Below are 20,306 nucleotides of genomic sequence, written 5' to 3'. Positions count from 1 at the left end.
ATAGGTCTGAAGACGGAATAGGGAGCAAGGCCAATTGTCATCCGTCAGACATTGTAAGCGCTATTATTCGTTTTAGTTCTGCTTCACCACATTTGAAAGGGGAAAATCAAATGCTCACACGAAAAACGAACAAGTTGTACGCTTCACTCGCTGTGGCGGCCATCACCGCTTCATCGATCGTTCCGGCAGCGACAGCTGACGCGGCACCGAAAGCGAAGACGGTCAAACTGAAAACGGACTTCGTCCGCGGAGGGGACCTCGACGCGTCACTCGACAAGACATACAAAGGGGCCAAAATCCACTGGTACAAGTCTTCGGTCAAGATGAACAAACTCGGTACATATCAAACGGCGAAAGGAATCGTTCTCGGCAAGGGGTTGAAAGTCGAGAAGCGCGTCCGCGTCTTGAACTATCCGGTCGCCATCGAGCCGGCTGAAGCGCTCTCGTTCAAACAAGGGGAAAATGTGCCGAGCGCACTTCGTCTCGATGTTCGCTTTGCGAACGGTACGGTCGAGCGTCTCGTCCGCGTTCATGGTATCGATACATCGAAAATCGGTTCGTTCACGGCTCACGCGAAATTCACGAGCAACGGCCGCACAATCGAAGCCGAGCTTCCATACTCGGTCGGTGGGAATACAGTATCATTCATGCACACGAACGACACGCACGCTTCACTCGATTTGGCGCCGAAACGCGCGACAGCCGTTAAGCAAGTTCGTGCCGAGAAGCCGAACGCTCTCTTGATCGATGCGGGGGATGTATTCTCAGGTTCGCTCTACTTCAACAAGTTTGAAGGTATGGCTGACTTGAAACTCATGAACTACATGAAATACGATTTGATGACGCTCGGCAACCACGAGTTCGACCTCGGCGGCGACGAAGACGGCAACGCAGAGCTTGCCAAGTTCATCCGCTATGCGAACTTCCCGTTCGTCAGTTCGAACCTCGACTTCTCAGCTGATGCGAACTTGAACCCGCTCTTCCGTGATGCGGTGACGGACAAGCCATACAACGGTCGTCTCTATGAAGGTGTCATCAAAGAAGTAGACGGCGTCAAAGTCGGATTCTTCGGTCTCACAACAGAAGAGACGGCTGACATCGCCAGCCCAGGCGACACGCAATTCCAAGACTACATCGCGGAAGCGAAAGCAGCCGTGGCAGCGTTCGAGGCAGCTGGCGTTAACAACATCGTCGCGGTCACGCACTTAGGCTATGATGACAACGCAGCGGTCGACAACGACCAAATCCTCGCGGAAGAAGTTGAAGGGATCGACGTCATCATCGGCGGACACTCGCATTCGCTTCTCAAGGAACCGGTCGTGAAGAACGCGGATACAGACAACCCGACCATCATCGTCCAGGCGTACCAGTACAGCCAATACCTCGGCACACTCGACGTCACGTTCGACCATGACGGCAAAGTCGTCGCGCATGAAGGTACGGTCATCGACGTGTCAAAACTTGAGGCGGACGCGAAAGCGACGCAACTCCTTGCACCGTTCAAAGAAGACGTCGACGCATTGAAAAACCAACCGACCGGCGCTACAGCGACGGCAGCGTTGACGAACCCAAGATCGGGAGATCCGGACAACACGACAGGTGAGAGCGTCCGTAAAAACGAAACGGCACTCGGTAACTTGATCACAGACGGTATGCTCGCGAAAGCGAAGACGTTCAACGCGGACGTCATCGGCGCGATGCAAAACGGCGGCGGCATCCGTGCAGCCATCGATGAAGGGGGAATCACGATCGGTGAAGTGCTCACGACGCTTCCGTTCGGCAACACGCTCGCCATCGCTGACCTCAGTGGGACAGAGATTTACCAAACGTTCGAGCGCAGCGTCGGACCGCTTCCAAACGAAAACGGCGGTTTCCTTCACGTCGCCGGCTTGAAAGTGACGTACGATAGCTCGAAACCGTCAGGCTCACGCGTGACGAAAATCGAGTACTTGAAAGACGACGCATACGTCCTCGTTGCGAACGACACGACGCGTTATAAAGTCGCAACGAACGCCTTCACGGCGAAAGGCGGCGACGGCTTCGAAGAACTCGGCAAAGCATACGCAGAAGGACGCGTCCAAGACCTCGGTCTCTCGGACTGGGAAAACTTGCGTGACCACGTGGCCGGTCTCAAAACCGTTGAGCCGAAAGTCGAAGGTCGCATCGTCGACACAGCAGCAAACTAAGCAGTTTCACTCTCCTGATCTTTTCAGGGGAGTGTTTTTTTTGTTAATGGTCGTGAAAGTCGGGTATACGACAAGAGGGGCGGGTCAATGGATTGTCATCTGACTGAAATTGCTTGCCTATCTGATATTTGATACTATGACAGAGGGTGTAGGTGTGAAGCCTACGATACGACATGATGAAAGAATGAGGCGAATTTAATGGATGTAAGACGATTATTGTCCGACGTTCAAGCGCACACGAAATGGGTACGTGCCGAACGGGAACGGATTTCACAAAAAGAACCACTAGATGAAGGCGATGTCGTTCTCATTAACGACTTGCCGTCTTTGACGAAGAAAGCCCAGCTCCCATATTGGGACGACGCCAAACTCGAAGCCTACCATACGGCTCTCGAACAAGAATGGGGCACGGCGTCCGAGCGATTCCCGAGCGACGCGTCTTCATTCCCGTCGTCGAACGGAACCGCGTATTATTATAAGAAGAAACTCATCGACGTGGCGTTCGTCGGACCGGTCGAACGGGCCGAGACGTGGCGTAACGTCTGCAACATCCATACGTTCAGTACGGTCACCGAGTTTTTAGAACTCATCAATGCCGGTGTGAACATCGAGTTCCTGATGATCAGCCCGATTCTTCCAGGAGAAGCGGCGACAAGTTTTGAGCATATGGGGACACCACGTTCACATTCGCGCGAATGGCTCGAAAAACTGATTAAACAAGCGAACTATCGGGACATCCCGACCGTGTTCCACACGGAGGCCGATACGAACCATTACGCTCGTTTCGCATCACTCGCGGCAAAATGTGATGTCGTCTTTACGGCCAACGAAGAACGGGTTCAAGATTACACGGAACTGTGCAACCATGACCGTGTCTTCGTCATCAAGCCGTTCGTCAACCAATTGCTTCATAATCCGATCGGGATGACGCGCCCGCGTCTGAACGATGTGCTCGTCACGAACGACTTCCCGATGCGCAACGTGTTCATGGACGACGTCAACAAATTGATGGACGGTGTGTTAGAGACGGACCATCAACTCTTTGTGACGAAGTCGAACCGTGATCAACATACAGAAGTCGCTGAGGCGTATCGTCCATATCTCGTCGCCAGCGAGACAAACATGGATGACTTGAAAAAATCGGTCGACTGGATTCTTCATGTCAACGAAGTGAAGAACAGTCCGACTTACTGCGCCCAAGAGATCTATGATGCACAGGCGCGCGGCAATCTCGTCTTGACGAACTATAATATCGCCGTCAACAACGATTTCCCAAACGTGTTCATCGCGACGGGACGTTTGGACGCAAAACAAATCTTGAGCATGTTCAAGACAGAAGACGAGATGGTCCGCCAGCAACTGTCTGGTGTTCGCACGGTTATGGGCGGCCATACGCTACACGACCGGTTTGAAGAGATGTTGTTCGCGCTCGGACTCGAGACGGAGACGCTCGGGGCACGCCCTGTCCTCGTCGTCGGCTCGGGTGACGAGTCACGTCTCCAAGCGATGATCGACGCACAGACATATGCGAGCGTCCGTTTCCGCATGGCAGACGCCGTGACCGAGACAGATTTACAAGAAACGGCGTTCGTCGCGTTCTTTGACTCGGCCTATACGTATGAGGCGTACTACTTGGAAGACATGATTAACGCCTTCAAATACACGGACGTCTCGTTCGTGACGAAAGCGGCCTACTTCGACGGCAAGACGTTCGTCACGGGCCCGGAACATGACTATGTGACGGACGTGACCGACGTCCACCGTTCGGTGTTCGTCGCCGAACAGTTGTCGCTAAAAGAAGTCTCGACGCGGACGCTCAAAACACGCACGTTAACAGGTTATGCGATTGACCGATACGAGCTCGTCAAAGGCGAGGTCGTCGTGACGCCGAACGCACCACGTGACTATAAACTGTCTGTCGTCGTGCCGGTATATAACAACGGCCGTTACTTGTATAACAAATGCTTCTTCAGTTTGAAGCGGAGCTCGATGTTTGACGACATGGAAATCTGGCTCGTCGACGATGGTTCGACCGACAACGAGACGGCTCGTTACGTCGAGCGCTTGGCACGTGAGCACGCGAACGTCTACACGTACTCGTTCGCGGATGGCGGCAGCGGCAGTGCCTCACGCCCCCGCAATAAGGGCGTCGAACTTGCGACGACTCCGTATATCGCGTTCCTTGATCCGGATAACGAGGCGGTCAACGACGGCTATCATGAGCTGTATCAGTTGATGACACGCGAACCGGGACTCGACCTCGCTGTCGGCAGTATGTTGAAGCTGTCGAACCGTGAGGCGATGATTGAACTCGAAGGGCTCGAAAAAGATGGCATTCGCATGATCGAAGATCCGCGCGCCTACTTGCTCGAGCACAACTTCAAAGTCCAAAGCATCCAAGCGATGGTCATCCGCCGCGACTTCATCGTCGAGAACGGATTGAAGCAAGTGATCGGTGCTGTCGGTCAAGACTCGCTCTTCTTCCAAGAGATGTTCTTGTCGGCAGAACGGGTCGCACTCGTCGATTTGACGATCCACGATTATTACGCGGCCGTGGCCGGGTCGACCGTCAACACGATCACACGCCGTTACTTCGAGAAGTGTCTCTTGCGTGAGACGGCCCGAGCGAAAGCGTTCGAACGTGAAGGTGTGCTCGACGTTTACCGCGAGACGCGCTTTGAACGGTTCTTCGAGCTATGGTATCTCCAGTTCATTCGCCGGTCGCGGGAAGAGGACTTCCTCGGCAATGCGGACCTGTTATATGCCATCTATGAGCAGTTCAAGCCGCTCGAACCGAGAAGCCCGCGCTTCAAACAGTTCATCGATCTGTACGAGAGCGGTCAAAAAAATGAATTGAAACGTCTATATTTCGACGTATTCCGTTGAGGTGACAACCATGAGTGAACAATTGAAACAAGAAAAGAACCTTCTCGAGATGCAGCTCGCTGAACAAATCGAGGAGAACAAACGACTTCAACGTGAATACCGGATCAGGGGTCAACAATACCAACGTCTCTTGCATCGTTACGCCGAACTGCTCTATACGGTAGAGTGGATCTCGAAAGAAGTCGAGAAGGCCGATAAACGCTATCACCAAATGAGTCGGAAATTTACCCAAATCAATCGTAGATATCAAAGTTTGACACAGTCTAAAGTCGGCAAAGTACTCCTTAAAGTGCGGGCCATCCGAAGCCGTGTCGGCAAAAACGTCAAACGAAAATGACCAACCGGGAGCGACATGTGATGTGTCGCTTCCTTATTAGTGAAATCGAGGGGAACATCCCCGCAGTTTGGAGGAAAGACATATGGGTTGGCAAACGAAAGCACGTCGTGCGGCACATCTTGGTTTACAGCGCTCACGTCGCGTCGGGAAACGAATCATCAATAAGACGCGCAATCGCGTGATTTCCCGTAAAGGGGGACCGATCGTCCCGAATTGGTATACCGCATCGAATGCGGTGCACTTAGAAGGAGCGGACGTCATCGTCTCACGGCCGGAAGCGGTCGCACTCGCGTACCGAGCAGATGGGAAAGAAGAGGCGCTTGACCTCAAGCAAATGTTCTCAAAATCAACTCGTCATCTGCACGTCCAGTTTCGGGCGAAGGCGACAGGAGACGTCAATCCCGTCGTCAAAGTGTCGCTCTACCAACGGAACAAGCACTCACGTGACGTGTTCGTCTACAATCAGGCACCGACCGACATCGCCTTGCTCGCGAACGAGACGCGAGTCCGCTTCGCCATCGAGACGGAAGGGAAAGGCTCTTATAGCGTCATCGAGTTGAACGTCAACGGTGTCTCGCTTTGGGATGTCGAAGGTATGGCTTACCATATGCAAGACGCTGATTTCGACTATCGCATCGATTTGACACCAAAACAGCTCGAGTTGATCTCGGCAATCAACCGCGTCGTCGACTTCGAAGACGATAAACTGTTGCTTCACGGCGTCGGCAGCCAGTACGTCCATTTCGGCGTCGGCGAGTCGGCGCTCCCGCACGTGAACACGAAACGTGCCATCGATTTCCCGCTCGGGGACATGGACGATGACGTCTATCGTTTCTATTTAAAAGGGACGGTGACCGGCACGGCGAACGCTTCCCTGTTCGTCGTCACGTACACGGCGGACGGCCAAGACCAGATGATCGAGGTCCCGCTCGGGCTAAGCGGCATTATCCGCCTGACACCGAGCCATACAACGGTCCGCTATTTTGTCCGTTTCTCAGGTCACGGTGAGCTTCATGGATTGAAGCTCGGTATGGTCCGCGAGAAGAGCGTCCGGCGCGAAGAAATCCTGTCGCTCAAACCGTCGATGTGGACGGTGCCGACGCCGGATACGATCAAACTGAAACATAAACACGACCAGCTGGTCGTCAAGTTGAAGACCGGGGAAGGCAATCGCCGTTATATCTCGTACGCCGAGACGAACAACAGCTTCAAACTGTTGCCGGTCGATTTCTTGTTCGACGTCAAATCGAACAGTCGTTACCGGGTCACGGTCGATGGAGAGATGGGTGAAGGGACGAACGTCGTCCTCTATATCATCACGTATTCGACGGAAGGCCGATTGAATATGCAGCAAGTCCAACTCGGTTCAGAGAAAATTTTCGAGTTCGAGAAAGAGGCGCGTCGCCTCCGTTTTGCGCTTCGTGTCGACGGGGACGGGGAAGCGGTCATCGACCGGATTCGTGTCACCGAGGAAATCATCAGCGACCGGACGCGTAGCCCGGAATGGCTCGACGTGCGTGAGGCCCGTCTTTTCCGTGCCGTGCCGCGTGAGCTGCACGAACTGAAAGTCGCGGCCATCTTCGATGAGTTCACGACCGCATCGTACCGTCCGGAATGTGACTTGATCACGTTCACACCGGACAACTGGACGGCCGTGCTTGCCGATGAACAGCCGGACTTCTTGATGGTCGAGTCGGCGTGGAAAGGGAACGCCGGGGCGTGGGAGAAGAAAATCGTCAAATACGGCACGAACACGTGGGAAGAACTCGACGGCCTGCTCGAATGGTGCCGTCATAACAACATCCCGACCGTGTTCTGGAACAAGGAAGACCCGATCCACTACGATCGCTTCATCGAGACAGCCAAACGGTTTGACTACGTCTACACGACCGACGAGAATCGAGTCGAGGATTATATCCGCGACTGCGGTCACGACCGCGTCGGCGCGCTCCCGTTCGCCGCGCAACCGAAAGAGCACAACCCGATTCGCTTGCCGGGTACGCGTGAACCGTACGCGTCGTTCGCGGGCTCGTATTACGCGAACCGTCATGAGTCGCGTCGTCAAGATATGGACCGCCTGTTCGCCGCAGCGAACCGTTACGGCCTCGTCATCTATGACCGCAACTATGAGATGAACCAACGCGGCGAGACGGACCAGCTCCAATTCCCGGAGCAGTTCCGTGACTCGATTCGCGGCAGTTTGAAATATAACCAGATTGCGAAAGCATACAAAGGCTTCAAAGTCATGCTGAACGTCAACTCGGTCAACGATTCGCCGACGATGTTCTCGCGTCGTGTGTTCGAAGGACTCGCCTGTGCGACACCGGTCGTCAGCACGCGTTCGATTGGCGTCAAGCAGATGCTCGGCGATTACGTCTTCCTCGATGAGGGAGATGCCATGCTCGACGAGACGTTCAAGAAGCTGTTGACGGATGACGCGTTCTATGAGGACGTCGCCATGCGCGGGATGCGTCACGTGTTGACGTATCACACGTACACGCAACGACTCGCCCAAGTCGTCGGTGCGATCGGCATCCCGTATCGGGTCGATCACGCCAAAGTCGCCATGGTCGCCATCGTCCGCTCGAAAGAAGAGATGGAGCGTGTCGTGTCGATCTATCAAGCGCAAGACTATGCCCACACGCATCTCGTCGTGTTCCTCGATAAGTTCGACGGTTACATCGACGTCTATAACGAGTACAACACCGAGGAAATCTCGACGTTCATGCTCAGCTATTTGACGCAGTACAACGCCTTGTCCGAGATTTTGGACGGCTTCGAATGGATGGCGTACGTCAACCGGGAAGACTACTACGGCCCGTCGTACGTGTCCGATTATATTTTGGCGGCGCGTTATGCCGACGCCAACATCTTGACGAAAGGCGACCATTACACGTTTGACGGGACGCTCGAGAAACAAGACACAGATGCGAGCTATCGCTACGTGTTCGACGCTGTTCCGACACGTTCGCTCGTCAAACCGGCGGCACTCCGCTTCTATAGCGTGAAAGAGGCACTCGACGTGTTGACGAAAGATGCGTCACTCCAAGAACTGGCCCAGTCCGGGGAGCGCATTTTCAGCATCGACCCGTATCAATACGTCAAAGACGGAGCTAATCTCTCCGACGCAATGGTCCAGGAGGTAACGTTATGACGAAAGCACCGCTCCGCGTCCTCGTCTATGGGGACGTGAACTTGAACTTGATCGACGGGTCGGCCATTTGGCTGACATCCGTCGTTCATATGTTGAAACAAGACCCGTCGATTCACGTCGATATCTTATTGAAACGCTCGATCGTGAAGCCGGAAGTGACGGCGTCGATTCGTGAGTTGCCGAACGTCCGTTTCCTCGACGTGTTCAGCGAGACGTCGCCGAAGAAGGACGAACCTTATTACGAGAAGAAAGTGCTCGAGCCGTCTGAAGCGGCCCAGCTCATCCATGAGCTCATGATGAGCGGGTCTTACGACTTGGCGTTCATCCGCGGCTTCCAGCTCGCCTATAATTTGTCAGCATATGAAGATACGATGGCGAAGACGTGGACGTATATCACGGATTTCACGCACGACCATACGCAGGCGTCGGACGAAGAGCTTGCCCGCTTGAAACAAATCGCCTCACGCTCGGCCCGCATGCTTTGCCAGACGTCGGCAATGAAAGATTATTTTGAGACGTTCCTTCCGACGGAGCGGCCGTTCCTCATCTTGAATCCGATGATTCCGAACGTGAAGGAGGCGACACCGTCGTTCACGAAACCGAACGACCGCCTCGTCTATACCGGCAAATTCGCGCCGCTCTGGTATTCGAGCGAGATTTTGACGGCGTTCACGAAACTGCGCGCCGCGCATCCGGCGGCCGAGCTTCACGTCGCCGGGGACAAGTTCAATCAAGACCCGAACAATCCGAACTTCCGCAAAGACGTGACACATCGACTCGGTCACGATCCAGGCGTGACGTGGCTGAAAGGCATCCCGCGCCGCGACGTCGAGACGTTAATCGAGTCGAGTGCGGTCGGCGTATCTTGGCGCCATCCGGAACTCGATGCCTCGCTCGAGCTGTCGACGAAGCTGCTCGAATACGGGGCGCTCGGAAAACCGGTACTACTCAACCGTAACCCGATGCACGAGCTCATCCTCGGGGCGGACTATCCGCTCTTCGTCAACTCGGAGACGGAGTTCATCGACAAGGCACGCCTCGCACTCACGGACGCAGGCATCTACCGTGAGGCCGCCAAGCGCTTGTACGACATGGCCCAGTACTACACGTTCACGAACACGTACGCGCGTCTGCGCGACGAGTTGTGGGCGATGAAGAAGTTGACGATCGTCTTCGCCGGTCATGACTTGAAGTTCTTGAAGCTGTTCATGAAGCAGTTCTCGGAGAACCCGCGCTTCAACGTACTCGTCGACCAATGGGATGGCCATAAGATTCACAACGTCAACCATAGTAAGGCATGTCTTGAGCAGGCCGACATCATCTTCTGTGAGTGGGGACTCGGCAACGCCGTCTGGTACTCGGAGCATAAGCTGCCGCACCAGAAGCTGATCGTCCGGATTCACCGTCAAGAGAAAGAGACGCCATTCCCGCGCCAATACAACTTGCACAACATCGACAAAATCATCCTCGTCTCGCCGTATATGCTCGAAGAGATGTACCGTCTGTTCCGCATTCCGCGCCATAAGATGACGATGATTTATAACGCCGTCGACGGCAAGCGTTTGGCGCAGCCGAAAGTGAAACAAGATTTGACGTTCCACCTCGGTATGATCGGCGTCAACCCGAAACTGAAACGGCTCGATTTGGTGCTCGATTTGCTCGAGCAGCTGTTACAACAAGACAGCCGCTATAAACTCTTCATTAAAGGACATCACCCGAACGAGATCTACTGGATCAACAAGCGGGAAGAGGAGCGGGCGTATTACGACAAGTTGCTCGCCCGTCTCGAAGAGCCGCAATTCCAATCGAGCGTCCAGTTCGACGGCCACGGCGACGACGTGCCGGAATGGTTGCAAAAGATCGGTTTCGTCCTCTCGATGAGCGATCTCGAGAGCTTCCATTTGGCTCCGGCCGAAGCGATGACGTCGGGGACGTATCCGCTCATCCGTCACTGGACGGGAAGCGAGACGATTTATCCGGACGACTTATTGCTCGAAAATGTGTCCGACGCCGTCGACATCATTCGCTCGTACGCCGACGATTCAGACCGTTTGCTCGAAGCCGCAAAACCGCTTCAAGCCTATGCGTTTGAGCACTTCGCGGTCGAAACACTTGCTAAAAAGCTGGAACAGCTTATACTAGAGGCGTTGTCCGAAACGGAAAAACATTGATTTGTCATTAAAATGTAATTGCTCGGCTGATTTGTTCAAGAGTATAATGAGTATTGTTTTATTGTCGAAACTGAAATAAAATGATGGACATGCTCGCACTGAGAAATCGCAGGGCACACACACACTTGGAGGTTACTACAAATGAAAGTATGTACAGTAGGTCTTGGGTATATTGGTTTGCCGACATCGGCAGTCTTCGCTAAATACGGCGTCGACGTCGTTGGGGTAGATATCTCTCAAAACGTCGTAGATAAATTGAACCGTGGTGAAATCCACATCGAAGAGCCAGGTCTCGGCGAAGTCGTAGCCGACGTCGTTGCAAAAGGTAAATTCCGTGCGTCACTCTCACCGGAGAAAGCGGACGCCTTCATCATCGCCGTCCCGACACCAAACAATGATGACGAGCACAAGTCGTGCGACCTCACTTACGTTTTGGACGCGACACGTAAAGTCCTTCCATTCGTCGAGAAAGGCAACGTCATCATCGTCGAGTCGACAATCGCGCCACGTACAATGGACGATTTCGTCAAGCCGATCGTTGAAGAAGCTGGATTCGTCGTGGGCGAAGACATCTTCCTCGTTCACTGCCCAGAGCGTGTCCTTCCAGGACAAATCTTGCACGAGCTCGTGCACAACAACCGTATCGTCGGCGGCATCACGCCTGCCTGTGCGGAAGCTGGCGCACGCGTCTACGGCACATTCGTCGAAGGCGAGATCGTCAAGACGGATGCGAAGACGGCTGAAATGTCGAAACTCATGGAGAACACGTTCCGCGACGTCAACATCGCACTCGCGAACGAACTCGCTAAAGTGTGTAACGACCTCGACATCAACGTCCTCGACGTCATCGAGATGGCAAACAAACACCCGCGCGTCAACTTGCATAGCCCAGGTCCTGGCGTCGGTGGTCACTGCCTCGCGGTCGACCCATACTTCATCGTCGCGAAGTCACCTGACCTCGCTCAAATCATCAACTTGTCGCGTGAGACGAACGTCTCGATGCCAGCCTACGTGGCCGACAACGTCGAGAAGCTCGTTGCGGGCATCGAAGACGCGAAAGTCGCTGTATTCGGCGTGACGTACAAAGGAAACGTTGACGACATGCGTGAAAGCCCAGCTGTTGACATCTGTGAGCTCTTGCTCGACCGTGGCGTGAACATCTCGGTTCATGACGGTCACGTCGAGAAGTCGACATCGAGCCGTTTCGACCTCGTCTCGAAAGAAGAAGCAATCGCAGGCGCGGACCTCGTCCTCGTCCTCGTCGACCACAACGAGTTCAAGACAATCGATTTCGCTGAACTTAGCGGAGCGATGCGTCGTCCGATGATCTTTGATACGCGCAACATCGTGAAGCCAGCTGGCGAGGATGTGGTAGTCGTTAACTACGGCAACTTGTACAAATTTACAAAGGAAACGAATCTCGTACGTTGATTCAAGGTGAATTCACATGTTTAAATCCGCGAAAGCTATTCTTTCAGAACTGCAATCGAGTAAGTATCTGATCATGCGTCTCGCGACGTATGAGACGAAGAGCAACTATTCAATGCAGTACCTCGGATTTTTATGGGAATTCGTCACGCCATTGCTGCAAATCGCAGTCTATTGGTTTGTATTTGGATTTGGTATTCGAAGCGGCAGGCCGATTGATGGCGTGCCGTTTCTGCCATGGCTCGTTGCGGGGATTGTCGTCTGGTTCTTTATTGCCGCGGCAATCACTTCCACGGCTCGGTCTGTCTATTCGAAGATTGGGTTAGTTTCTAAGATGAGCTTTCCAATCTCAACGATTCCTGCGTACGTCCTGTTATCGTTGTTTTATCGCCATGCCATTTTAGTGGCGGTATCCTACGTGTTAATGTGGGCGTTCGGCTATCCGATGGGGCTGCATTCGCTTTGGTTCATTTACTTGGCGATCAGTGCTCTTGCCTTACTTTACTCGCTAGCGTTAATCACGTCCGCACTGACGACCATCGTGCGCGACTTACAAAACTTATTGCAATCGCTCATGCGAATGCTCATGTACTTGACGCCGATTTTTTGGGTTCCGACCGGCCGTCTCGCAGATATTCTTCAAGTCAACCCATTGTATTACTTGATTGAAGGCTATCGTTCGATGTTCCTCGGTACCGATTGGCTCGCGAACAACTGGGCGTATGGTCTCTACTACTGGGCGATCGTGCTCGTCCTCTTCTTTGTTGGTTCGATGATCCATATGCGCTTCCGTCGATATTTCATCGATTACATTTGAGGAGGCTATCATGTATCAAGTTAAATTTGAAAACGTGTCAAAACGTTATACGTTATACAACAAGCCGACCGACAAATTGAAGGAGATTTTCCTCAATAAAACGAACGGGAAGCAATTCTATGCGCTCCGGAACGTCACGTTTGAAGTGCCGCCGGGCGAAGTCGTCGGCATCATCGGCATCAACGGGTCAGGGAAATCGACGATGTCGAACCTGCTCGCGGATGTGATGCCGCCCACCCACGGTCAAATCCAGTTAAAAGGCAAGACGGCGCTCATCGCAATCTCGTCTGGCTTGAACGGGAACTTGAGCGGGATGGAGAATATCGAATTGAAAGGGCTCATGCTCGGGATGACGAAACAACAAATCGCCGAGCTGACGCCACAGATTGTCGAGTTCGCCGATATCGGTGACTTCATCTATCAACCCGTCAAGACATACTCGAGCGGGATGAAGTCGCGTCTCGGATTTGCGATTTCGATTAATATCGACCCTGACATCCTCGTCATCGATGAGGCGCTCTCGGTCGGTGACCAAACGTTCACCGACAAGTGTCTCACGAAGATGAACGAGTTCAAGGATCAAGGCAAGACGATTTTCTTCATCAGCCACTCCGTGTCACAAGTCCGGCAGTTCTGTACGCTGGGACTTTGGCTCGAGTTCGGCGAGGTCCGCGAATACGGACCGGTCGAAGAAGTCGCACGTGAATACAACAAGTTTTTAAAATGGTTCCGTAACTTATCGAAAGACCAACAAGACGCGTTCAAAGCGGATAAGTTGAAACGCCGGACAACCGTTGTCGAATCTACAGAGCTCGGCGAGACGTATATCTTGCCGCCGCTCACAGAAGAGGAGTTAGCGAATCGATGAAAAAAGTAATGACTGTCTTCGGGACACGCCCGGAAGCGATTAAAATGGCACCACTCGTCCTCGAGTTGAAGAAACGTGAAGGGGTCGAACCAATCGTCGTCGTCACGGCGCAACACCGTCAAATGCTCGACCAAGTGCTCGAGTTGTTTGAGATCAAGCCAGACTACGACTTGGATATCATGAAAGACAAACAAACGTTGTATGACGTGACGTCACGCGTGCTCAAAGGCATGGGTGAAGTCATCGCTGAAACGAAACCGGATATCGTCCTCGTCCATGGTGACACGACGACGACGTTCGCGGCATCGCTCGCGGCGTTCTATAACCAAGTCGCGGTCGGACACGTCGAAGCGGGTCTTCGCACGTACAACAAGTACTCACCGTTCCCGGAAGAGATGAACCGTCAGCTCACAGGCGTGATGGCCGACCTTCATTTCGCACCGACGGAAACGTCGAAAGAGAACTTGCTTCGTGAAAACAAACCGGAAGACAAGATTTTCGTCACGGGCAACACGGCCATCGACGCACTCAAAACGACGGTCCGTGAAGACTACACGAACGAGTTGCTCGACTCAATCCGTGAATCAGGCCGCCGTCTCGTCTTGCTCACGGCCCACCGTCGCGAGAACCTCGGCGAGCCGATGCGCAACATGTTCCGCGCCGTCCGTCGTTTGATCGAGAAGTATGATGATATCGAAGTCGTCTATCCGGTCCATATGAACCCGGTCGTCCGTGAACTCGCCAACGAGATCTTACACGACATCGATCGTGTTCACTTGATCGAGCCGCTCGACGTCTTCGATTTCCACAACTATGCGTCAATCTCGCACTTGATCCTCACGGATTCAGGCGGCGTGCAAGAAGAAGCACCGTCACTCGGTGTTCCGGTCCTCGTCCTTCGTGACACGACGGAACGTCCGGAAGGCGTGGCCGCTGGTACGTTGAAACTCGCTGGTGTCGAGGAAGAAGTCATCTTCGGTCTCGCTGATGAGCTTCTTTCGGATGCAACGGCTTACGAGAAGATGTCGAAAGCTTCGAACCCTTACGGTGACGGGGAAGCGTCACGACGCATCGTCGACGCCATTTTGGCAACGGATTTCTAATAACTTAATGTAAAAGAATAAGAGTTGTCTCGTACATGCGTACGGCGACTCTTTTCTTATAAACGGAGGAAACGATATGGCAGTCAAACGAATTCGCCCTGCGATTTATCATTATTATCCGCGCGGCTTTCAAAAAGACCATTTACGGATGCGTGAAGAAGGGTATAAGACAGAAGTTACGTTCATGCCGGAGAGTGAGTCCGACTCAATTTATGTGCAACTGTTCGATTTGAAATTTGAAATCCCGCCGTCACAAATGTTTTTACCCGACGCCAAGATGGACCCTTGTAACACAATTGGCCTCGATACACAGATTCACGTGCTCAGCGATGCGACCGTGAAGCTCGAGATGTATTTCATGCAATATAAAGATAAGGAACGTGTCTCGAACAAACGCTTCAAGTTGACGCTCAACCCGGGCGTCAACCAGATTGAGGAGTCGATTCCTCAAGTCGAAGGTGCGGAGTATTTCAAACTCTCTTACAAGTATGTGATTGAGACGACGGAGCCCCGGACCATTCGACTCGACGATTTATATCTCTCGTTTGAGGAGTAATCTTGTAGGAAGGGACTAACTCAGATGCTATTTAGTTCAACCGTCTTTTTATTCTATTTCTTGCCGATCGTCATCGGTTTGTACTTCATCTCGCCGCGTCCCGTCAAAAATATGGTTTTGCTTGCCGCGAGTCTGTTTTTCTATGCATGGGGCGAACCGCGATTCGTCTTGATCATGCTCGCGTCGATCGTGATGAACTACGTCTTCGGACGGCTCGTCGATCGTGACCGACAACATGAAAAGAAAATCAAGTTATGGATGACGTTCATGGTGCTCGGGAACTTAGGGATGCTCGGGGTGTTCAAATATGCGAGCTTCTTCGTCGAGAACGTCAACAGCGTCCTCGGCTTCTCGCTGAACGACCCGGAAATCCCGCTCCCGCTCGGTATCTCGTTCTTCACGTTCCAAGCGATGAGTTATGTCATCGACGTGTACCGCAAAGACGGTCAAGTCCAGCGCAACATTTTCGACTTGGCACTTTACGTCTCGTTCTTCCCGCAATTGATTGCCGGACCGATCGTCCGCTATCAGACGGTCGCCGATGAAATTGTCGACCGGCGCGAGACGATCGATGACTTCGTGTCTGGGATTCAGCGCTTCGTCATCGGTCTCGGAAAGAAGATGATTTTAGCGAACAGTGCCGGCTACGTCGCCGACCAGATTTTCGGCATGCCGGCCGGCGAGATGTCGACGACACTCGCCTGGATCGGGGTCATCGCCTATTCGCTCCAAATTTACTTCGATTTCTCAGGTTATTCGGATATGGCCATCGGGCTAGGGCGCATGTTTGGGTTCCACTTCTTAGAGAACTTTAACTACCCGTATATCTCACGTTCCGTTTCGGAGTTTTGGCGCAGATGGCACATGTCTCTCGGAAGCTGGTTCCGAGACTACGTCTACATCCCGCTCGGCGGAAATCGCCAAGGCGAGTGGAAGACGTATCGTAACTTGGCCATCGTCTGGCTCTTGACCGGTGTATGGCACGGGGCGAGCTGGACGTTCATCGCCTGGGGTGTATACTATGGAGTATTCATCATGCTCGAACGTGCATTTCTTGGGAAATGGTTGAAAGCGATGCCGTCTTGGCTGTCGCTATCGTTCACGCTGTTCGTCGTCATCATCGGTTGGGTGTTCTTCCGAGCCGACGATTTCCCATATGCGATCAGTTATTTACAGGCGATGTTCGGTCTTCACGGCGGTCCGCTGTTCGACCAACAAGCGCTCTATTACTTGGTTCAATACGGTGTCGTCCTCACGATCGCCATCATAGGGGCAACGCCAATCCCGCGCATCGTCGTCGGGAAACTATTGAGCCAAGAACTCGATGAGACGAAATCGATGACGACTCGTCGCATCGTCGGACTTGTCCGTGTGACGGGCGTGACCGTGCTCTTCTTCTTATCGATTTCGTATATCGTGTCGAGCACGTTCAATCCATTTATCTACTTCCGCTTCTAAAGAGAAAGGAGCAATACGATGCAGAAGCCGTTAGATTCTCGAAAGCCTGGTCCACGCCCGATCAAAGAAAAACCAAAAGGGCTCGAAAAGTCCTGGTTCGCTGACTTTCTATTGCTCGGTGTGTTTCTAGGCGTACTTTTTCTCGGTCTGGCCACGTATTGGTTCGGTCAAGATCGGGAAGTGTCCGTGTTAGAAGGGCGTGAACTCGCACAACAACCGGAAGCATCGGTCAAGGCCGTGCGCGATGGCTCCTATATGGAAGCGTTTGAAACCTATTCGAGTGACCAAGTGTTCCAACGAGACCGTTGGATGGGGCTCCAGGCCGGTTTCCAAAAGAACGTTTTCCGACAACAAGTCAATAACGGGGTGCTCGCCCTCGATAATGAGGTGCTCATCAGTCCGGACGAGCCGGTGCGCGAGTTTGACAACATGAAGCGATTGTTCCCGGAATTCGGGGCGGCGATGCAAGAACAGGACGTCCCGGTCTACTTTGCCTCAGCTCCAAGTAAACCGGCTTTCGCCTCTAAAAATGAGTTGACCCCGGATTACGTCATGAGCGGGGACTTGGAGAGCCGCGGCAATCTACATGACGCGGTCGAAGGGGCCGAGTTCGAACTGATTGACCTCGGCGAGACAATCTTCAATCAACCGATGGAAGACATCTATTTCTACAATGACCACCATTGGAACGTCCACGGGGCTTTCCTTGGGTATCAACAAATCATCGAGCGGCTCCAAGAAGACTATAAGGATGTACCGAAACTTGAGGCGTCCGATATGGAGACGTTCAAGATCGACCAACCGTACTTCGGCTCGCACGCCCGTGAAATCTCACTCCCGTACGTCGAGAGACTCGACTACTTGGAATGGTTGGAACCGAAAGATGGCTTCACAACTGAAGTGTGCCGGAACGGAGATGACTGCGGCCACTCTGTCGTCGTGCGCGAAGAAGCCGAAGAGACGGCTCGGTTCTCTGACTTCTATCGTGTATTCATGGGAGACAACTACGGACAGCTGCGCATCGAGCAGAAAGATCCGGTCAACGACTTGCACGTGCTCGTCTTGAAGGATTCGTACGCCAACCCGGTGCTCGGCTTCCTCGGTGAATCGTTCGGGACGGTGTCGGCGATTGACGTCCGCTACGCGGAAGGCAAAGTCGATATCACGGACTACGTCGAAGAGAACGATGTCGACCTCGTCTTGTTCATGCATAACGACCGCATCTCCGGGATGTCTGGGGACTACGAAGATTCGTTCTAAGCTGTATATCACACGAAATTGAGAAGGGATCAATCAAATGAGGATTCTGTTACCTGTATTTTTCCACTCGGCGATGGGTGGGCTGCACCTTCACATTTTAGCGTCGGTCCGCCATTTACGTAAACATGGACACGATATCACGGTCGTCTCGAAACCAGGTCCGTTTGCGGATGAGATTCGCTCGCTCGGCGGGACCGTCATCGAGACGGACTATACGAACGAGAATGTCAAAGACGTGATCGAGCAGTTGATTGAATTGCCGTTCGACGTCGTCTATGCCCACCCGTTCAACTCTCGCCAACTCGGTGTAGCGGTGGCGGAGGCAAAGAATATTCCGTTCGTGCTCGTCATTCATGGGATGTATCACGATGACATCGATCAGTACCATACGAGTATCTCAAAAGTCATTGCTGTGTCTGACAAGATCGCGGAGTATTTGGTGGACCATTGTCCACAGATTGCCCCGAAAGTAGAAGTCATCTTGAACGGGGTATCGGATTTGTTCCAACCGAAAAAACCAGCGCGTAAGAAAGAACGTCTCGTCGGGATGTTCTCATCCCGCATTGACCCAGATAAGCTGTTTATTCTAGACGTCTTTTTAGACGGTTTGAAAGATGAGCGCGTCCAACAAATGCCGATCGATTGGTATGTGATTGGAGACGGGACTCAGCGCGAGAAGTACGAGGCTCGGTATAAAGAGACCGTTGAAGGGACGAACCAAAAAATCGAATGGCTCGGCTGGCTCAGTCAGGAAGAGCTTCCAGAGACGATGAGCGAAGCCGACTTTATTATCGCTCCAGGTCGAGCGGCACTCGAAGCCATGGCTGTCGGAAAGCCAACGATTGCCGTCGGCAGTAAAGGCTACCACGGCTTGATCACTCCAGAGTCATGGCGTGACGCTGCAAAAATTAACTTTGGCGGTATCGGAAAAAAGTATGACGGCTATAAGAGCGGCTCGATTGGTGATGAAATCAAGCGCCTACAGGACGAGTCATATCGGGCTGAACTCTCGACATTCTCAGCCGAGTTGGTCGACCAAGAATTCCGAGACGTGGTCCCCCAAACTCGTCTGGAGCAATTGCTCCAAGAAGTGATTGCCGAAGGCGGACCTGCTGTCGAAGTGGAGGCGGTGTATCCGTACAGCCGTTACGAACAGCTCAACTATTACCGGGCGGCCCAATTGTTAGAAGGGAAGCTCGATAAGAAAGAAGCGCTCCGGAAGCAGACGAAAGAAGAACGAGATCAAGCCCGTAAGAACACGAACCAAGTGAAACGTGACTTAATTGCGGCGAACCGTTCGAATCGTGACAAGGACAAGCAAGTGACCGCTCTCGAAGCCACGACGCAACAACTCGAATCTGAAAATGAACGTTTGGCTAAAGAAGTCGAGACGTTGAAGCAACAACTCGACAAAGCGAAATCACATCCGATTGGAAAGTTCTTTATGTGACGGGTCGACTATAACGGAAGGACCGGTGGAATCCCCACCGGTCCTTCGTCGTCCTATGATTGAAAAAGATTGATATAATCATCCCGAGGCAGGTGAATCAAGTGAAACGACAAAACGCTGACGGCACGTATCGTTACGTGCTCGTCCTCGGTGCGAAAGTGAACGGGATTCAACCGTCCCGGGCCTTGATGCACCGGATTGAAGCGGCGGCCGCATATGCGAACAGACATCCACACGTCGAGTTGATCGCCTCCGGCGGGCAAGGACCCGATGAAGGGATGGCGGAAGCGCGCGTCATTGCCCGGGAGTTGATAGCACGTGGCGTCGACGCGGCGCGAATCCATATCGAGGCGGAGTCGACGTCGACGTACGAGAACTTTCTGTTCAGCCGTCCGATTTGGGATGGGGAACCTGGACTAACGATCGTCACGAACGATTTTCACGTCAGGCGGGCCCGGCTCGTCGGTAAGCTGTATTTTGGCCTAGCGATCGATGCGCTCTACGCAAAGACGCCCCCGGCAACGAAATTGAAGTACGTCGTCCGCGAGCAGCTGGCGTACGTGAAGCTATTCATCAACTATATGCGCTGGAAATGGCGGCCATGACAAAAGAGACTTCGCAATGAAGTCCCT

General features: G+C 53.0%; 13 protein-coding genes and 1 pseudogene. All 14 read left to right on the top strand.

Features of this window, described 5'->3' with window-relative positions:
- Positions 1–110 precede the first annotated feature (110 nt).
- The 14 genes and pseudogenes from KNP74_RS04160 (at position 111) to KNP74_RS04095 (ending at position 20,279) form a co-directional block, all read left to right on the top strand.
- On the top strand, positions 111–2,186 hold the full coding sequence (locus KNP74_RS04160; protein WP_214763488.1) for a bifunctional metallophosphatase/5'-nucleotidase: 2,076 nt from the start codon (positions 111–113) through the stop codon (positions 2,184–2,186).
- A 198-nt stretch (positions 2,187–2,384) separates the two neighbouring features.
- On the top strand, positions 2,385–5,072 hold the full coding sequence (locus tag KNP74_RS04155) for a glycosyltransferase (protein ID WP_214763487.1): 2,688 nt from the start codon (positions 2,385–2,387) through the stop codon (positions 5,070–5,072).
- A gap of 10 nt (positions 5,073–5,082) precedes the next feature.
- Positions 5,083–5,409: a hypothetical protein gene (locus tag KNP74_RS04150; RefSeq protein ID WP_214763486.1), complete on the top strand. Its 327-nt coding sequence runs from the start codon at positions 5,083–5,085 to the stop codon at positions 5,407–5,409.
- A gap of 82 nt (positions 5,410–5,491) precedes the next feature.
- Positions 5,492–8,563 carry a CgeB family protein gene (locus KNP74_RS04145; protein WP_214763485.1) on the top strand — a complete coding sequence of 1,024 codons (3,072 nt, stop codon included), beginning with the start codon at positions 5,492–5,494 and terminating at the stop codon, positions 8,561–8,563.
- Positions 8,560–10,734 carry a glycosyltransferase gene (locus tag KNP74_RS04140; protein ID WP_214763484.1) on the top strand — a complete coding sequence of 725 codons (2,175 nt, stop codon included), beginning with the start codon at positions 8,560–8,562 and terminating at the stop codon, positions 10,732–10,734. The genes KNP74_RS04145 and KNP74_RS04140 overlap by 4 nt, the downstream gene beginning before the upstream one ends.
- 141 nt (positions 10,735–10,875) lie before the next feature.
- Positions 10,876–12,165 (top strand): nucleotide sugar dehydrogenase, encoded by a 1,290-nt coding sequence (locus KNP74_RS04135; RefSeq protein WP_214763482.1) that lies wholly within the window; start codon positions 10,876–10,878, stop codon positions 12,163–12,165.
- A 16-nt stretch (positions 12,166–12,181) separates the two neighbouring features.
- A complete protein-coding gene (locus tag KNP74_RS04130; protein ID WP_034778846.1) occupies positions 12,182–12,979 on the top strand; it encodes an ABC transporter permease in 798 nt (265 codons plus the stop codon).
- 7 nt (positions 12,980–12,986) lie between these two features.
- A pseudogene (gene tagH, locus KNP74_RS04125) lies at positions 12,987–13,763 on the top strand (teichoic acids export ABC transporter ATP-binding subunit TagH); the annotation flags it as partial.
- An 80-nt stretch (positions 13,764–13,843) separates the two neighbouring features.
- Positions 13,844–14,950 (top strand): non-hydrolyzing UDP-N-acetylglucosamine 2-epimerase, encoded by a 1,107-nt coding sequence (gene wecB / locus KNP74_RS04120; RefSeq protein ID WP_034778842.1) that lies wholly within the window; start codon positions 13,844–13,846, stop codon positions 14,948–14,950.
- 76 nt (positions 14,951–15,026) lie between these two features.
- Entirely contained in the window at positions 15,027–15,506 is a 480-nt protein-coding gene (locus KNP74_RS04115; RefSeq protein WP_214763480.1) for a hypothetical protein, read from the top strand.
- A 24-nt stretch (positions 15,507–15,530) separates the two neighbouring features.
- Complete coding sequence (locus tag KNP74_RS04110) at positions 15,531–16,964, top strand: MBOAT family O-acyltransferase (protein WP_214763479.1); 1,434 nt, start codon at positions 15,531–15,533, stop codon at positions 16,962–16,964.
- A gap of 18 nt (positions 16,965–16,982) precedes the next feature.
- On the top strand, positions 16,983–18,224 hold the full coding sequence (locus tag KNP74_RS04105) for a DHHW family protein (RefSeq protein ID WP_214763478.1): 1,242 nt from the start codon (positions 16,983–16,985) through the stop codon (positions 18,222–18,224).
- 37 nt (positions 18,225–18,261) lie between these two features.
- Positions 18,262–19,674 carry a glycosyltransferase gene (locus KNP74_RS04100; protein WP_214763477.1) on the top strand — a complete coding sequence of 471 codons (1,413 nt, stop codon included), beginning with the start codon at positions 18,262–18,264 and terminating at the stop codon, positions 19,672–19,674.
- Positions 19,675–19,766: 92 nt separating this feature from the next.
- Positions 19,767–20,279, top strand: coding sequence for a YdcF family protein (locus KNP74_RS04095; RefSeq protein WP_371816313.1), 513 nt, complete (start codon positions 19,767–19,769; stop codon positions 20,277–20,279).
- Positions 20,280–20,306 lie beyond the last annotated feature (27 nt).

Origin of the sequence: Exiguobacterium sp. s141, from assembly GCF_018618085.1 — a bacterium.
Taxonomy (GTDB): domain Bacteria; phylum Bacillota; class Bacilli; order Exiguobacteriales; family Exiguobacteriaceae; genus Exiguobacterium; species Exiguobacterium mexicanum_A.
The sequence above is the reverse complement of the archived record's forward strand: the minus strand, read 5'-3'. Positions and strand labels throughout refer to the sequence as shown.